Origin of the sequence: Barnesiella sp. An55, from assembly GCF_002161555.1 — a bacterium.
In the GTDB taxonomy this organism is placed as follows: Bacteria; Bacteroidota; Bacteroidia; order Bacteroidales; family Barnesiellaceae; genus Barnesiella; species Barnesiella merdipullorum.
Window position 1 is genome coordinate 146,741 of the sequence record NZ_NFHZ01000003.1, and the last position, 17,357, is coordinate 164,097.

11 protein-coding genes, 3 tRNA genes and 1 pseudogene are annotated in these 17,357 nt (G+C 50.8%); 13 read left to right on the forward strand and 2 right to left on the reverse strand.

The window, feature by feature from the left end; genetic code table 11:
* The first annotated feature begins 121 nt into the window (after window positions 1–121).
* Window positions 122–3,130: a protein translocase subunit SecDF gene (gene secDF / locus B5G10_RS02915; RefSeq protein WP_087423277.1), complete on the forward strand. Its 3,009-nt coding sequence runs from the start codon at window positions 122–124 to the stop codon at window positions 3,128–3,130.
* Between the two features lie 184 nt (window positions 3,131–3,314).
* Here the strand turns inward: secDF and B5G10_RS02920 are convergent.
* Together B5G10_RS02920 and B5G10_RS02925 are read right to left on the reverse strand one after the other, a co-directional pair.
* Window positions 3,315–3,386: transfer RNA gene (locus B5G10_RS02920), tRNA-Arg, on the reverse strand.
* Window positions 3,387–3,441: 55 nt separating this feature from the next.
* Complete coding sequence (locus tag B5G10_RS02925) at window positions 3,442–4,167, reverse strand: DNA repair protein RecO C-terminal domain-containing protein (protein ID WP_087423278.1); 726 nt, start codon at window positions 4,165–4,167, stop codon at window positions 3,442–3,444.
* Window positions 4,168–4,333: 166 nt separating this feature from the next.
* Between B5G10_RS02925 and B5G10_RS02930 the strand changes: the two genes are divergently transcribed.
* The 12 genes and pseudogenes from B5G10_RS02930 to B5G10_RS02990 all read left to right on the forward strand — a co-directional run bounded on the left by B5G10_RS02930 (window position 4,334) and on the right by B5G10_RS02990 (window position 17,291).
* A complete protein-coding gene (locus B5G10_RS02930) occupies window positions 4,334–5,155 on the forward strand; it encodes an AraC family transcriptional regulator (RefSeq protein ID WP_087423279.1) in 822 nt (273 codons plus the stop codon).
* A gap of 87 nt (window positions 5,156–5,242) precedes the next feature.
* Window positions 5,243–5,995 carry an SDR family oxidoreductase gene (locus B5G10_RS02935; protein WP_087423280.1) on the forward strand — a complete coding sequence of 251 codons (753 nt, stop codon included), beginning with the start codon at window positions 5,243–5,245 and terminating at the stop codon, window positions 5,993–5,995.
* Between the two features lie 200 nt (window positions 5,996–6,195).
* Window positions 6,196–6,609, forward strand: a pseudogene (locus B5G10_RS02940) (aldo/keto reductase); the annotation flags it as partial.
* A 229-nt stretch (window positions 6,610–6,838) separates the two neighbouring features.
* Window positions 6,839–6,910: transfer RNA gene (locus B5G10_RS02945), tRNA-Glu, on the forward strand.
* Window positions 6,911–6,946: 36 nt separating this feature from the next.
* Window positions 6,947–7,198 (forward strand): 30S ribosomal protein S20, encoded by a 252-nt coding sequence (rpsT, locus tag B5G10_RS02950; protein WP_008862907.1) that lies wholly within the window; start codon window positions 6,947–6,949, stop codon window positions 7,196–7,198.
* Between the two features lie 59 nt (window positions 7,199–7,257).
* A tRNA-Glu gene (locus B5G10_RS02955) sits at window positions 7,258–7,329 on the forward strand.
* Window positions 7,330–8,425: 1,096 nt separating this feature from the next.
* Window positions 8,426–10,381: a DNA topoisomerase (ATP-hydrolyzing) subunit B gene (gene gyrB / locus B5G10_RS02965; protein WP_087423282.1), complete on the forward strand. Its 1,956-nt coding sequence runs from the start codon at window positions 8,426–8,428 to the stop codon at window positions 10,379–10,381.
* Window positions 10,382–10,521: 140 nt separating this feature from the next.
* Window positions 10,522–10,791, forward strand: a complete 270-nt coding sequence (locus B5G10_RS02970; protein ID WP_087423283.1) for a hypothetical protein — start codon at window positions 10,522–10,524, stop codon at window positions 10,789–10,791.
* A gap of 256 nt (window positions 10,792–11,047) precedes the next feature.
* Window positions 11,048–13,189, forward strand: a complete 2,142-nt coding sequence (gene rnr, locus B5G10_RS02975; RefSeq protein WP_087423284.1) for a ribonuclease R — start codon at window positions 11,048–11,050, stop codon at window positions 13,187–13,189.
* 173 nt (window positions 13,190–13,362) lie between these two features.
* The gene (locus B5G10_RS02980; protein ID WP_087423285.1) at window positions 13,363–15,228 is read left to right on the forward strand and encodes a DNA topoisomerase IV subunit B; all 1,866 of its coding nucleotides are present in this window, start codon (window positions 13,363–13,365) and stop codon (window positions 15,226–15,228) included.
* On the forward strand, window positions 15,209–15,682 hold the full coding sequence (gene coaD, locus B5G10_RS02985; protein ID WP_087423286.1) for a pantetheine-phosphate adenylyltransferase: 474 nt from the start codon (window positions 15,209–15,211) through the stop codon (window positions 15,680–15,682). The genes B5G10_RS02980 and coaD overlap by 20 nt, the downstream gene beginning before the upstream one ends.
* A 16-nt stretch (window positions 15,683–15,698) precedes the next feature.
* Complete coding sequence (locus tag B5G10_RS02990; RefSeq protein WP_087423287.1) at window positions 15,699–17,291, forward strand: S41 family peptidase; 1,593 nt, start codon at window positions 15,699–15,701, stop codon at window positions 17,289–17,291.
* Window positions 17,292–17,357: the final 66 nt, after the last annotated feature.

The window sequence follows — 17,357 nt, forward strand, 5'->3', positions numbered from 1 at the left end:
AAATGCCGCTAATCATAAATAAATCGAATAATTTTGGGCATCTGTGAAAAAATAATATATCTTTGCACCTTGATAAAAATACGAAATTCAATTAAAACAAAAAAAATAAAGTACTAATCACATGCAAAACAAAGGATTTATTAGAGTCATTGCGGTTTTGCTCACACTTATCTGCTTGTTTTACATTTCGTTCTCGGTTGTAACAGCCATTTACAACAACAAGGCGAAAGAGTATGCAGCCGGCGATGAGGCGAAGTATAAACATTATATCGACTCTATCTCTACGGAAAAGGTGTATTGGTGGTACTACACGTATCAGCAATGCCGTGAAATGGAAATAGGTTTGGGCCTCGACCTGAAGGGCGGTATGAACGTAACGCTGCAAATCTCGGTGGCCGACGTGCTTAAATCGCTGTCGAATAATAATCCCGACCCCAATTTCAATGCGGCTATCGCTGCCGCCCAGGCTTCACAAGCCGGTAACAACGACTTTATTGTTTCGTTCTACAACGAGTACAAGAAGATCGACCCCAATGTGCGCCTCTCGGCAATCTTCAGTACCTTCCAGTTAAAAGATAAAATCACGCCCAAATCGAACAATGACGAGGTAATCGCTGTGTTGCGTGAAGAGTTGAACAGTGCCGTGGACAACTCGTATAATGTATTGCGCACGCGTATCGACCGCTTCGGTGTGGTTGCTCCCAATATCCAAAAGTTGGAGAAAGACGGTCTTATCTCGATAGAATTGCCGGGTATCAAAGAGCCCGAACGTGTAAGAAAACTGTTGCAAGGTAGCGCCAACCTCGAGTTCTGGGAAACCTACAAGCTCGAGCAACTGGCTCCGAAACTCGATGCCGTAAACAACGCCCTTGCCGTGGCTAATGCCGCTCAAGGTAGCGAAACGACCGACTCGGTAGCTGTTACTCCTGCAACCGAGCCCGCTCCTGCTGCCGACACTGCGGCTGCCGACACTGCGGCTGCCGTTGCCGGCGATAGCACGGCCCAGTCGCTGAAAGACAAACTGCAACAAGAGGGTTCGGCTTCGGATGCCGAGATGATGGAGCGTTTCCGCAAACAGAATCCGTTGCTTGCGTTGACGAACTATAATCAATGTCGTGTCGGCTCGCCCGTAATCGGTATTGTGCATAAAAACGATACGGCTGCCGTAAACCGCATGATGTCGAGCAAAATCGCACGCGATATTATGCCCAGTGATCTTATCCTGCGCTGGACGGTAAAACCCATCGACGAGGAACAAACCATGTATGAACTCGTTGCCCTTAAAGCCGGTAAAGGAGGAAAAGCTCCTCTGGGCGGCGACGTGATTACCGATGCTCGCGACGATTTCGACAAGATTAAAGGCTCGGTAGTGAGCATGACCATGAATGCCGAGGGCGCCAAGACGTGGGAAAAACTGACCCGCGACAACATTGGCAACGCCATCGCTATCGTGCTCGACAATCAAGTATATTCGTTCCCCAATGTACATGGTGCCATCACGGGTGGTAGCTCGGAGATTACGGGCGGATTCTCGCCCGAAGAGGCCAAAGACTTGGCCAATGTGCTCAAATCGGGTAAGATGGCAGCTTCTGTAACGATTGTACAAGAAGACATCATCGGTCCTTCGCTGGGCCAGGAGGCTATTCAAAACGGATTGATTTCGTTCTTGGTCGCTTTGGTGCTGCTGATGGCCTATTTGATTATCATGTACGGCTGGACGCCGGGCCTTATTGCCAGCTTCGGTGTGATATGCAACCTTTTCTTCACTGTGGGTATTCTTGCCTCGCTGCAAGCCGTGCTCACCCTTTCGGGTATTGCCGGTATCGTGTTGTCTTTGGCTATGGCGGTCGATGCCAACGTGCTGATTTTCGAGCGTACCAAAGAAGAATTGCGTGCGGGTAAGAATATGAAATCGGCGGTTGCCGATGGTTACAAGAATGCATTCTCGGCAATCTTCGACTCGAACTTGACCTCTATCATCACGGGTGTGATTCTGCTGATTTATGGAACGGGCCCCATCTTGGGCTTTGCCACAACCTTGATTATCGGTATCGCTACTTCGTTCTTTACGGCTATCTTTATCACCCGTCTCATTTTCGAGGCTGGTCTGAACCGCGGGAAATTCAATAATATGACTTTCACTACGGCTATTTCGCGTAATTTCCTCACCGATACCCACATCAATTTCGTAGGGTTGCGCAAGATAGGTTATATCTGCATTCTGGCCGTAATAGCCGTGTTTGTCGTTTCGTTCTTCACTCGTGGAATGAATCAAGGTATCGATTTCTCGGGAGGCCGTAACTACGTGGTTCGATTTGAACAACCGGTAAGCCCGCTCGAAATCGAAAATATGCTTGAACCTTCGTTCGAAGGGCATTCGTTGTCGGTAATCACCATCACGAGCAGCAATCAAGTGCGTATCTCGACCAATTACCGTATTGCCGATAACGGCGAGGAGGTTGACCGTGAAATCGAAACAAAACTCTACGAGGGAATGAAGAGCCTGCTGGGCGATACTACCTACGAAGAGTTTTCCGAGAATATGATTCAGAGCCGCCAGAAGGTAGGCCCGACTATTGCCGACGATATTAAGGTGGGAGCCTATTGGGCAGTCTTTTTCTCGTTGATTGCGATGGCTCTGTATATCTTGCTCCGATTCCGCAACATCGCGTTCAGTGCGGGTACGCTGGTTTCGGTAGCCTTTACCACTTTCTCGGTAGTGGGCTTGTACTCGCTGCTTTATGGAGTTTTGCCCTTCTCGATGGAAATCGATCAGAACTTTGTCGCTGCGGTATTGACGGTTATCGGTTACTCGGTGAACGATACGGTGGTAATCTTCGACCGTATTCGCGAGGAAAAAACGCTCTATCCCAAGCGCGATTTGGTAACGTCGATTAATAGCGCCTTGAACAGTACGTTGCCTCGTACAATCAATACGGGACAAAGTACGATTATCGTGCTGCTGTGTATCCTCTTGTTGGGTGCTGAGTCGGTTCGTAGCTTTGCATTTGCCATGCTGTTCGGTGTAATCATCGGTACGTTCTCGACCTTGTTCGTGGCTACGCCCATCGCTTATGAAATACAGCGTCGTGGTTTGGCCAAGAAAGCCGCCAAGGAGGCTGCCAAGTAAAAGGCTGTCAGATAAAAGTAAAAGAGAGAGGGTGACCTGACTTTTGGGTCACCCTCTCTCTTTTTGTATATGGATTACGCCAGATGGTCACAGTGAGAGAATGAATGCGTGTGAGTGAGAGTGTGTGGGAGAGAGAAAAATAAAGAGACCGCCCAAAATCTCTTTTGGGTCGGCCTCTTTTTTGTACCCCCGCCGAGAATCGAACTCGGATTTAAAGTTTAGGAAACTTCCGTTCTATCCATTGAACTACAAGGGCATTCAGCCGACAAAAGTAGTATAAAAAATTGTATTCGTCAACCCTTTGCAGGAGATTAGTCGAAGAGGGCCTTCAATATTTCGGGCGAGCGTAACTCGTCGATACCGGGCTGGTGCAGGCGGTAGTAGGTGAGTATGCGCTCGAGCACGACATTGCGTTCGCCCCGGTTGAAGCGGAAGTAGCGCAGGTTGTTGAAGTCCATGCGGGTGAGCTGGGCAAAAATCTCGGCCTCACGGGGGGCGAGCACATAGGCATGTAGGGGACGCGACGAGGTGAATATGCCGTTGAGCATGTCGAAAAAGTAGCCCGCGTGGTAACTCTCCATGTTGGGACTGAAGCCGAGGAAGCCGCACAGCTGCAGCAGGAAACAGAGGTGAAAATTGGCCTTCCCCTCGTCGATGAGGTTGAGCACCTGGATAGCCTGTGCGATGAAGGCAAAGAGCTGCGGGTTGGGCTCGGGCTCCTTGACGGTCTGCCCCAGCATCTCGGCCAGGAACAGCGTCTCGGCATTTTTCACGGGATCAGTATAAATGTTTTGCAGGGGGAGTGCGGTGCGGGCCTCGACAATCTTTTGAATATCGCGGGTGTTGCGGTAGTCGATATCGAGTTCCAGTATCGAGAAGGGCATGAACAGGGGGCGGTACATGCGAGCCTTCCGCCCGTTTCCCTGAGGCGAGAGAAAGGCCATGCGCCCGTGTTCACGGGTGTAGAGATGGGCCACCGCTACCTTGTCGTTATAGGGAATAATGTGCAGAACGATACCTAAAGTCTTCTCGAGCATAAGTGCATTTTGGTTTATTGCAAAAGTAGCTTTTTTTGAGCAAAATAGACGACCCGAATAGCAGGTTTTGACAACAGTTTTACAAGTGAAACGATAAAAGAGCCTCACAGCAAAGGGGTCTCTGGAATAAGAGTTTATATTTGTAATTGTAATGTAAAGGTAAGGTATGGAACGGTTGGAAGTTTTTGATTGCTCGAATGTGCTTATTGCGAGTTATTTTACCGATAACCGGGGTTGTGCCCATGAAAACCGGGATCACACGCTCATCTATTTGTGCTCGGGTGAGCTGGAGATCGAGGAGCGGGGCCGGCGTACCGTGCTGCATGCCGGTGATTGTGCTTTTATGCGGCGCGACAACCGCATGTGTTTGCAAAAGCGCATTGTAGGTGACGAGCCTTATCACTCGATCACCCTGAAATTTTCGAAGGCATTTCTCAGGGAGTTTTACCAGCAACGGCTCGACCCGAGGGAGATTCCCGATGAGAGTCGCCGAGAAAAAGTGGGCTTGTGGGTATTACCGCGCGACCGGGCCGACGTGCGCTCGTTGTTCGAGTCGGTAATTCCCTATTTCGAATCGGGGGAGAAACCCTCCGAGGAGATCCTGAAATTGAAAATGATCGAGGGCGTGTATGTGTTGCTACATACCGATAGCAGTCTTTATGCTACGTTGTTCGATTTTGTAGAGCCGTGGAAAATCGATATCCTCGATTATCTGAACGAAAACTATATGTTTGACCTTTCGCTGGGCGAGATTGCCAGCTATACAGGGCGCAGTTTGGCCACGTTCAAGCGCGATTTTGCCAAGGTGAGCGACCTTACTCCCCAGAAGTGGATTATCAGGCGGCGACTCGAGGCCGCCCATGAGATGATCAAGCGTGGCGGACATCTTCGTATTACCGACGTCTGCTATGAAGTGGGCTTCAAAAATCTGGCCCATTTCTCCCGGGCCTACAAAGAGGTGTATGGTGTTCCTCCATCGTCGAAATGAGCTTTTGAGCAAAATAGATTGAGTCCTGCAGCAAATTGGTTACAGGGCTCGATTTTTATCTTTGCATAAAACCAAATCAAGTTTGTTATGGAAACAATGCAAGGAAAAGTAGCACTGGTTACCGGGGCGGCTGCCGGTATAGGGTTGGCTTGTGCCGAGGCTTTCGCTCAAGCAGGAGCAACAGTGGTTATGGCCGATATTCATGAGCCTGTGGCACAAGCAGCCAAACTGGTACAGGAGGGATATGCTGCAGTGCCCTACTGTTGCGATGTCTCTGATACGAAGGCGGTAGAGACGATGATCGATTGGATTGTAGCGACCTTTGGGAGATTGGACGCCGCACATAATAATGCGGGCATACAGACCCCGCAACGTCCTATGGCCGAAATTACCGACGAGGAGTTTGATCGCACGGTTGCAGTCGATTTGAAGGGCGTGTGGAACTGCATGCGTTATGAAATACGCCAGATGCTCAAGCAAGGAGGTGGTGCCATTGTCAACACTTCGTCGCAGGGCGGGGTGACGGGCTTCCCGGGCCAGGCTGCTTATATTGCCTGCAAGCACGCGGTGATAGGCCTCACCCGTACGGCTGCTATTGACTATGCCGCCCAGGGGATACGCATCAATACCGTGTGCCCGGGGGTAATCAGAACCCCCATGGCCGACGAGTTGTTGCGGCGGAATCCGGCGTTGGAGCAAGAACTGGTGCGTGATATCCCGGCCGGTCGCATGGGTCGCCCCGACGAGATTGCCCACGCTGTGCTGTGGCTTTGCTCGGCCGATGCCAGTTTTGTCGATGGTCACGCTTTGTTGGTCGATGGTGCATTTTCGATTCATTAAATGAGAGAGGCAGTTGTATGAAAAGCGAGAATCGAAAAGAGAATATGGGGCGCCGCCATTTTTTTAAACAAATGGCGGCGGTTGGTGCGGCGCTGGCATTGCCATCGGGGGTAGTACATGCCTTTCCTGGAGAGTCGTCGGGAGATAATTCGTTGACCAATAGTTCTTCCGAATGCAGCCACACCTCTGTTTTGGCTCGTCGCGAGCTGGGCATTGGGTTTGTGCCATACAGCCCTCTGAACCGAGGTTTCTTGGGCGGTTGTATCAATGAATATACCCGGTTTGATGCAAGTAATGACAACCGACCTACGTTACCCCGTTTTCAGCCTGGTGCCATCAGGTCCAATACGCGCATAGTGAATGTATTGCAAGAGTTTGGCCGCACTTGGGGAATGACCTCGGCCCAAGTGGCACTGGGATGGCTGCTGCAAAAAGCTCCGTGGATAGTTCCTATTCCTGGTACGACAAAGATGTCGCATCTGGAAGAGAACTTGCGGACCCTGGCATTTGAGGTGTCGGCTGCCGATTGGCAAGCCCTCGAGACAGCCGTAGCGGCCATACCCGTTGTGGGCGCTCGTTACAATGCCGAGCAACAGCGACAGGTAGGATTTTAATGTCGGGAAACGGGTGCTTGCGAGTGAGCGGGGACTCGTTTTTGATAAAAACGACTTCGGCTTCCTTGTGATTGAGGTGAGCAGTCTGGAGGGTTAAGAGGGGCTCAAACCGAGGTAAATAAAAGATTTTTAGGGAAAAATTTTGCCAATTCAAAAAACCGCTCTATATTTGCACTCGCATTTGGAAAGGGCGCCTTACTTTTTATATCTAAGGCGCATTTTTATCAAGGGCCCATTCGTCTATCGGCTAGGACGCAAGATTTTCATTCTTGAAAGAGGAGTTCGATTCTCCTATGGGCTACGAATATAAAAATAAAATAATTAGGAGACTATTGAGATGGCAAATCATAAATCGTCGGAAAAAAGAATTAGACAAACACAAGTGAGAAATTTGCGTAACCGTTACTACGCAAAAACTGCTCGTAACGCCGTTCGTAAATTGCGCGCTACTACTGTAAAAGAAGAGGCCGCCGCTTTGTATGTAAAAGTGAGCTCGATGTTGGACAAGCTGGCTAAGAAGAATGTAATTCACAAAAACAAAGCCGCTAACCTGAAATCGAAACTGGCTCTCCACGTCAACAAATTGTAATTTTGTAGAGATTGAAGTATCGGCAGGGAGGGAGAAACCTTTCCGCCGGTCATAGGTATGGCCCATTCGTCTATCGGCTAGGACGCAAGATTTTCATTCTTGAAAGAGGAGTTCGATTCTCCTATGGGCTACTCGAGAGTGCGACAGAAGTATCTGCCGCACTCTTTTTTTTGTGTGTATGGGGATAGGCTTCGTTAAATTTTGAGGCACAGGGCTTTATAGCTGGAGAGATACGTTGTTTTATTTTTTTTACTTATAGCGGGGCATTTTTTCTTTGTTTTAATAAAAAATTATCTATTTTTGCACAGTGTAATAGTGCTTGTTGCTGTTGCCATTGTATAAATAAAAATCTGTTATAGTAGGGACTGATTGAATTCTTAGCATTATAATTAATCACAAAACATGCAGAGCCATAACTGTCTAAAAGGGGACAAGACACTCGCGAAGTCGAAAGAGCGGGATTTAAATTCTTTTTTTTATTAATCTAATATGGAAAGATTAACAACAAATCGTGGATTTTGGTTGACATTATTATTGTCGATCGTTACGTTGGGATTTTATCAATGGTATTTAATTTATGCCTTTGCACGCGAGACCAACATCGTATGTAAAGAGGACGGGAAGAAAACCTCGGGCTTGATCGTTTATCTGTTACTGACAATTATTACGTTCGGTATTTATGGAATCGTGTGGTGGTGTATGTGGATAAACCGTTGTAACGGTTATTTGGCCAGACACGGTAAACCCGAAGGGCTGCAAATGTCAACCTATTTGCTTACGATATTCCTGTTGGGATGGATCACTTTTGGTATTATGCATTTGGTAGTATTTTGCAAACAATTGTATTTGCAGAATGCCGTGAACCAAACTTACAATGAGTTGAATAACTTGTAATATTGAAACGAAAAAAGTAAGAGAGCCAAAGAAACCCATGTTTCTTTGGCTCTCTTACTTTTTATGAAAGACTGTTGGGAGCCTTTATCTGTTGGGCATGTTTGGAGAAAAATGAGGGGAGAGTAGAGAATGTAGCTTTTGAGACGAAAGCAAGCCGTTATGGGTGTGATTTCTTGACCCGATATTTCGCTGTTCCAACTTTTTTGCGTATTTTTGTTTGTTCATGGAGAAACGGCTTTTGAGGCCGGTCTCTGAGTGCTTTTCCCGCAGAAACTCCGGGTCTGTAAACCGGGAGGGAGAGGCCGCCAATACAAACAAAAAGATTCGGATAATATGTCAGAAGGAACAGAAAACAAAACTTATTCAGCCGATAGTATTCAGGTACTCGAAGGGCTCGAAGCCGTTCGTAAACGTCCCGCCATGTATATTGGCGACATTAGTGTGAAGGGGTTGCACCACTTGGTGTATGAGGTAGTCGATAACTCAATCGACGAAGCTTTGGCCGGTTATGCTACTCATATCGAGGTATATATCAACGAAGACAATTCGATAAAGGTTGTCGATAACGGTCGTGGTATCCCGGTAGATATGCATGAGAAAGAGCACAAGTCGGCCCTCGAGGTAGTGCTCACGGTGTTGCACGCCGGAGGTAAATTTGACAAAGGTTCCTATAAAGTATCGGGCGGTTTGCACGGTGTGGGTGTTTCGTGTGTGAATGCCCTTTCGACCTATCTGCGTGCCGAGATTCGCCGCGACGGCAAGGTGTATATGCAGGAATATGCCTGTGGAAAACCGCTGCACGGTGTCGAGGTGATAGGCGAGACCAACGAGACGGGAACCACGATTATCTTCCATCCCGACCCCTCGATCTTTACGACTACGGTTTATGACTACGATATTCTGGCCAACCGCTTGCGCGACCTGGCTTTCTTGAATGCCGGTATCACGCTTACCCTTACCGACCGTCGGGTGAAAAACGAGGCTGGCGAGTTCCGCAAAGATGTATTCTTCTCGAAAGAGGGATTGAAAGAGTTTGTGCGCTACATCGATTCCAACAAGGAGCACCTGATCGACGACGTGATACACATCTCGACCGAACGTCAAGGTGTGCCCGTCGAAGTGGCCATGACCTACAACACGACCTACAACGAAAACGTATATTCCTATGTAAACAATATCAACACCATCGAGGGTGGTACACACCTCACCGGTTTCCGTCGTGGCTTGACCCGCACGCTGAAAAAGTATGCCGAGGATTCCAAGATGCTCGACAAAGTGAAGGTCGAGATTAGCAGCGACGACTTCCGCGAGGGCCTCACCGCCGTTATTTCGGTGAAGGTGATGGAGCCTCAGTTCGAGGGACAGACCAAAACCAAGCTGGGCAACAGCGAGGTGATAGGCGCTGTCGATACCGCCGTGAGCGAAGTTTTGGCCAACTACCTCGAAGAGCATCCTGCCCAAGCCAAGGCGATTGTCGAGAAGGTGATTATCGCCGCTACAGCCCGGCACGCCGCCCGCAAAGCCCGCGAGCTGGTACAGCGCAAGTCGCCCCTTTCGGGTGGTGGACTTCCCGGTAAACTGGCCGACTGCTCGTCGCGTAATCCCGAGGAGTGCGAGATATTCCTGGTCGAGGGAGACTCGGCCGGTGGTTCGGCCAAACAAGGCCGCGACCGTATGTTCCAGGCCATCCTGCCGTTGCGGGGTAAGATTTTGAATGTCGAGAAGGCCATGGACCATAAGGTGTTTGAAAGTCAGGAAATCAGCAACATGTTCAAGGCTTTGGGCGTAACCATCGGTACCGAAGAGGATTCGAAGCAGGCCAACATCGATAAGTTGCGCTATCACAAAATCATCATCATGACCGATGCCGATGTCGATGGTGCCCACATTGCCACCCTGTTGCTCACCTTCTTCTTCCGCCGCATGCGCCCGTTGCTGGAGCAAGGCTACGTCTATCTGGCCACGCCGCCGTTGTACAAGTGCAAGAGCAAGCGGGGCAAAGCCGAAGAGTATTGCTGGACCGACCAGCAGAAAGACCAGTTCTGCGTGAAGTACTGCGAGGGTAACGAGCAGTTGATGGAGACACAGCGTTACAAAGGTTTGGGTGAGATGAACCCCCACCAGTTGTGGGAGACCACGATGGACCCCGAGAACCGTATCCTCAAACAGGTGACTATCGACAATGCCGCCGAGGCCGACCGCATCTTCTCGATGCTGATGGGCGAGGATGTAGGCCCTCGTCGCGAGTTTATCGAGGCCAACGCCACCTATGCCAATATCGATGCCTAATCGAAGAAATCACGATACAAGTCAGCCCGGTATTCTATCGGGCTGATTCTGTTTATATAGATAGAAAATTGAAGGTCCGGGAAGCAGGAGCGGTGCCGTGACAATCGCACCTGCCGGGACCACAAGCAAAGAGAATCGTTATGGAACGGAAAGCATTGAACAGTCTCGGCTACATGGAACTGATAGCCTTCTTCATCTTCGTGCTGTTTTTGGTTGGAGTCTATTTCCACCAGGAGTGGTTGCAAATACTCACGGCCGTATGTTTTATACTTCCCGTAGCCGGCATATTGCGCTATCCCGGTCGCTGCAAGGCTTCGGGCGAGTCGTTTGTCAAGGCCCGTTTTGCCTGGTCGCTCATCACCTTGTTCCTCTATCTGGGTATGGGTTGCGGGCTGCTGGTACTCTTCTGATTGTTGTCGGGTCAACCCGATTTGCTGCATTCTTGCTTCGCGCCAAACCGGCGGTGGAGGGTTGTGAGACCGTGTCGATAAATTCTCTTATAACGGCCGGGAGGCCCGAAAGAGCGCGCTTTTTTATTTGTTTATGCCGAACTTTTCTTTATCTTTGTAGTAGAAGACAGGATGCGGATCGGCATGGTCAAAGTGGGAAGTTTCGTTTCCTTTTTCCTTTGCACTCGCCTTTCTGTATCTACTAAACCCCTGGATCATGAAACAAACGAAGAAAAAAGATTCCAAGCGAATCAAGAAAGAAGACATGTTGGCCTTGATGGTCGATTTCTTCAATCAAGACAGGAAGCGAGCCTTTAACTACAAACAGGTCGCTCATGGGGTTGGGGCCAAGACCACGCCCCAGAAACAGATGGTGTTCCAGTTGCTTGAAGGCATGGCGGAGCAGAATTTCCTTATCGAAGTCTCGCCCGGCAAATACAAAGCCAACAGCCGGGGTACCGAAGTGGTAGGACGGTTTGAACGTCGCTCGAATGGCAAGAACCATGTGATTACCGACGACGAAGAATCCATTTTCATTGCCGAGCGCAACTCGATGCATGCCATGGATGGCGACCGGGTGCGTGTGCTGGTCTATGCCAAGCGCAAGGGCCACGATGCCGAGGGCGAGGTGGTCGAGATTATCGAGAAGAATCCCCAGACTTTTGTGGGTACGCTCGAGGTGCAGAAACATTTTGCCTTCCTGCTCACCGACAACAAGATACTGGCCAACGATATATTCATCCCCAAAAATGCGCTCAAGGGGGGGAAGACCGGCGACAAGGCGGTGGTGCGTATTACCGAGTGGCCCGACCGCGCCCGCAATCCCTATGGCGAGGTTATCGACATTCTGGGTCCGGCCGGTGAGAACAACACCGAGATTCATGCCATCCTGGCCGAGTTCGGGTTGCCCTATCACTACCCCGAGGCTGTCGAGAAAGCGGCCAACAAGATACCCGATACCATTTCGCCTCAGGAGATTGCCGCCCGCGAGGATTTCAGAGATGTAACCACCTTTACCATCGACCCCAAGGATGCCAAGGACTTCGACGATGCCCTGTCGATACGACGTCTCAAGAACGGCAACTGGGAGGTGGGCGTGCACATTGCCGATGTGAGCTACTATGTGAAACCCGGCAGTATCATCGACAAAGAGGCCGAGCATCGCGGTACGTCGGTCTATCTGGTCGATCGGGTTGTGCCCATGCTGCCCGAGCGGTTGTGCAACGACGTCTGCTCGCTGCGCCCCGATGAAGAGAAACTTACCTTCTCGTGCATCTTTGAACTGAACGACGAGGCCGAGGTGCAGAAGTCGCACATTGCCCGCACCGTGATACGGTCGAACCGTCGCTATGCCTATGAAGAGGCTCAAGCGATTATCGAGACCGGCGAGGGCGATTTCAAGGACGAGATACTCACACTCAACGACCTGGCTCAGAAGTTGCGCAAGCGGCGCTTTGAGCATGGCTCCATCAACTTCGACCGGCACGAAGTCAAGTTCGATATCGACGAGAACGGCAAGCCCATAGGGGTCTATTTCAAAGTATCGAAAGAGGCCAACAAGCTCATCGAAGAGTTCATGTTGCTGGCCAACCGCACGGTAGCCGAGTTTATAGGCAAGCCCAAGGATGGGCGCAAACCCAAAGCCTTTGTTTATCGGGTACACGACTTGCCCGACCCCGACAAGATGTCGTCGTTTGCCGCCTTCATCACCCGGTTTGGTTACAAAATCAAGACCGAGGGAAGCAAGAGCGACCTGTCGAAAGGCATCAACAGCCTCTTGGCCAAGGTACAGGGCCGCCCCGAAGAGAATCTGGTCGAGACCATTGCCATACGAGCCATGGCCAAAGCCATCTACACGACGGTAAACATTGGCCACTACGGACTGGCCTTTGACTATTATACACACTTTACCTCACCCATACGGCGCTATCCCGACCTGATGGTACATCGTCTGCTCGAGCGTTATATGGCCGGCGGCCGCAGCGTGAACGCACAGGCTCTGGAGGAGGAGTGCGAACACGCCTCCGATATGGAGCAACTGGCAGCCAATGCCGAGCGTGCCTCGATCAAGTACAAGCAGGTCGAGTATATGAGCGAGCGGTTGGGACAGGAGTACGATGGCGTCATCTCGGGCATCACCGAGTGGGGCTTGTATGTCGAAATCAACGAGAACAAGTGCGAGGGCCTCGTGCCCATACGCGATCTCGAGGACGACTACTACGAGTTCGACGAGAAAAACTATTGCCTCATGGGCCGCCGTACCCACCGTATCTATCGGTTGGGCGATCCCATCCGCATCAAGGTGGCCCGGGCCAATCTCGAGCGCAAGCAGCTCGACTTTGCATTGGCCGAGGCATAGCCCCGATTGTATTGCGAAAGAAATTCGACGGAGTCGGGCAGGGTGCAGAACCCCTGTCGGGCTCCGTTTTATTTCTTAAAAAGGTCGTAAAAAGGAAGTTATTCTTTTTTTACTCTTTTTTTAGCGTTATCTTTGTAAAGGAAGCCGATATAGATTCGGCCGAAGAGAATCTTATGGAAGAAAATATAACTGGAAATAGTGATTTTGAATATGGCTCCGATGCCATTAAAACCCTCGATTGGAAAGAGCACATCCGTCGGCGTCCCGGTATGTATATCGGGAAGTTGGGCGACGGTTCGCATGCCGACGACGGTATCTATGTGTTGCTGAAAGAGGTCCTCGACAACGCCCTCGATGAACACATGATGGGTTTCGGCAAACAGATTGTCGTGGAGATTTCGAGCGAGGCGGTATCGGTGCGGGACTACGGGCGGGGTATTCCGCTCGACAAGGTGCGTGACGTTTCGTCCAAGATGAATACCGGCGGTAAGTACGACTCCAAGGCCTTCAAGAAGTCGGTGGGGTTGAACGGCGTGGGTATCAAGGCGGTGAATGCGTTGTCGTCGAGCTTCTTCATCGAGTCGTATCGCGACGGCATGAGCAACTCGGTGAGCTATGCCTGTGGCGAACTGGTGTCGGAGAGTGGGCTCACCCCCACCGACGAGCCCAACGGTACCCTGGTACAGTTTGCCCCCGACGAGTCCATCTTCAGAGGGTATGCCTACCGCGAGGAACTGATCGAGCCGCTGCTCAAGAACTATGTGTTCCTGAACACGGGACTTACCATCTTGTTGAACGGCCGCAAGTACCACTCTCGCAATGGTTTGGTCGATCTGCTCAACGAAAACATGACCACCGAGCCGCTCTATCCCATCATCCACCTGTCGGGTACCGATATCGAGGTGGTTATCACCCATGGTAACCAGTATGGCGAGGAGTATTATTCGTTTGTCAACGGGCAGCACACGACGCAAGGCGGTACTCATTTGACTGCTTTCAGAGAGGCAACCTCGCGTACCATCAAGGAGTTTTATGCCAAGAACTTCGAATATACCGATATTCGCAACGGTATGGTAGCTGCCATCAGCATCAAGGTCGAGGAGCCGGTGTTTGAGTCGCAGACCAAGACGAAGCTGGGGTCGAAGGATATGGGCCCCGAAGGGCCTACGATTGCCAAGTTTATCGGCGACTTCATGAAGAAGGAGTTGGACAACTACCTGCACAAGCATGGCGATGTGGCCGAGGTGATGCTGAAAAAGATATTGGCTTCGGAGAAAGAGCGCAAGGCTATTGCCGGGGTGACGAAACTGGCTCGGGAACGGGCCAAGAAGGCCAACCTGAATAACCGCAAACTGCGCGACTGCCGCATACACTATAACGACACGAAGGGCGACCGGCAGGAAGAGAGTTGCATCTTCATTACTGAGGGCGACTCGGCCAGCGGCTCCATTACCAAGATTCGCAACGTAGAGACACAGGCTGTCTTTTCGCTGCGGGGCAAGCCGTTGAATACCTACGGCCTCACTCAGAAGGTGGTCTATGAGAACGAAGAGTTCAACCTGTTGCAGGCCGCTCTCAACATCGAGGACGGAATCGAAGGATTGCGCTACAACAAAGTGATTATCGCTACCGATGCCGATGTCGATGGCATGCACATCCGTCTGCTGATGATTACGTTCCTCCTGCAGTTCTTCCCCGACCTGATCAAGAAGGGCCACGTCTATATTCTGCAAACGCCGCTCTTCAGGGTGCGGAACAAGAAGGAGACTTACTATTGCTACTCCGATGAGGAGCGCATCGCGGCCATCGAGAAGTGTGGTGCCAACCCCGAAGTGACGCGCTTCAAAGGTTTGGGTGAGATTTCGCCCGACGAGTTCAGACAGTTTATCGGGCCCGACATGCGTCTCGACCGGGTGTCGTTGCGCAAGGAAGACCTGGTGAAAGATCTGCTCGAGTTCTACATGGGCAAGAACACCATGGAAAGACAGAATTTTATCATACAAAATCTGGTTATAGAAGATGACACCAATCTCGTCTAAACGAATCGCCGTTTTCCCCGGCACCTTCGACCCGTTTACCATCGGCCATATGTCGATTGTGAACCGAGGTCTCGAGTTGCTCGACGAAGTGGTAATCGCCATCGGTATCAACGACTCGAAACGTACCTATTTCACCGTAGAACAGCGACTCGATATGTTGCGCGATCTCTTTCGCGACAATCCCCGTGTGCGGGTTGTCTCCTACGACAGCCTCACCATCGACCTGGCCAAGCAGTGGAATGCGCGGTTTATTCTGCGGGGCATCCGGTCGGTCAACGACTTTGAGTACGAAAAGACCATTGCCGACGTGAACCGCAAGCTGTCGGGGGTAGAGACTATTATTTTATTTACCGAACCCGAGTTGACACACATCAGCTCGACCATCGTGCGGGAGCTTCTGCGGTTTGGTCACAGTGTGGATGAATTTGTCCCCAAGGGTTTGAAACTGGTATAATTTTTTTGACAAAACGATGAAACGGATATTTTTTACGATGCTCCTGCTGGCTGCGGCTGTGGGAGCTGTGCGGGCTCAGGGCCAAAGCGAAGGCATGCGAAAACTGAGCCTGGCCGACTTTGCCATTACCAATCTCTATGTCGATGAGGTCGATGAGAATAAACTGGTCGAGGATGCCATACGGGGTATGCTCGAGAATCTCGACCCGCACTCGACCTATACGACTGCCGAGGAGACCAAGGAGATGAATGAACCGTTGCAAGGGAACTTCAGCGGCATCGGCATCCAGTTCAACATGAACCGCGATACGTTGTATGTGATACAGACCATCGCTGGAGGTCCCTCCGAGAAGGTGGGCATCCTGGCTGGCGACCGCATGATTACGGTAAACGATACGGTGATTGCCGGTGTGAAGATGAAAAATACCGATATCATGAAACGCTTGCGTGGCGAGGCCGGTACGGTGGTGCGGGTGAGTGTGCTGCGCAAGGGGGTGAAAGAGCCTATCGACTTTAGAATCGTGCGCGACAAGATACCCATTTACAGCATCGATGCCTCGTACATGGTCGATAAGGAGACAGGCTATATACGGGTGAGCCGATTTGCCGCGACTACCGACAAGGAGTTTGCCGACGCGCTTAAATCCCTGAAGAAAAAGGGTATGAAAAACCTGATTGTCGATCTTCAGGGCAACGGGGGCGGATACTTGGTGAGCGCCATTGCCATGGCCGACGAATTTCTGGGCGATGGCCAGTCGATTGTCTATACCGAAGGGCGCCGTTCGCCTCGTGACGATGCCTATGCGACCAAGCAGGGCCTTTTTCAGAAAGGGAAACTCGTGTTGCTGGTCGATGAAAGTTCGGCCTCGGCCAGCGAGATTCTCTCGGGAGCCGTGCAGGACTGGGACCGTGGTGTAATCGTAGGTCGCCGCACCTTTGGCAAAGGTTTGGTACAGCGCCCCATACCCTTCCCCGATGGATCGATGATACGCCTGACCGTGGCCCGCTACTATACACCTGCCGGCCGCAGCATACAGAAACCCTATGACAAGGGGCACGAAGCCTATGAACGGGAATTGCTCGACCGTTTCAACCACGGCGAGCTCATCTATACCGACAGCATCCACTTCCCCGACTCGTTGCAGTATCAGACTTTGACAAGCAAGCGCATCGTATATGGCGGTGGAGGTATCATGCCCGATGTATTCGTGCCGCTCGACACCACAATCTATACCGATTTCCACCGCGACTTGCTGTCCAAAGGGGTGTTGAATCAGTATCCTATCAACTACCTCGACGAACATCGCAAGGAGCTGACCTCGCAGTATAAGACCATCGAGCAGTTTGCCGCTGCCTTTACCGTGACCGACGAGATGCTTGCCGACCTGCTGAAGATGGGCGAAGCCGAAAAGGTGAAGTATGACGAAGAGCAATACCAGAAATCGCGAAACCTCATTGCTTTGCAGGTCAAGGCGCTTATTGCCCGCGATATGTTTGACACGGCAGCCTACTTCAGGATCATGAATCCCGAGAACAAGTCGTTTACGAAAGCATTGTCGATTATTGCCAACGATGAGGAGTATAACCGGTTGCTGCAACCCCGGGAATAGAATCGGTTGGTAGTGACATATAACGAAGCCGGAGTATAGGGTCATCGACCCTTCTGCTCCGGCTTT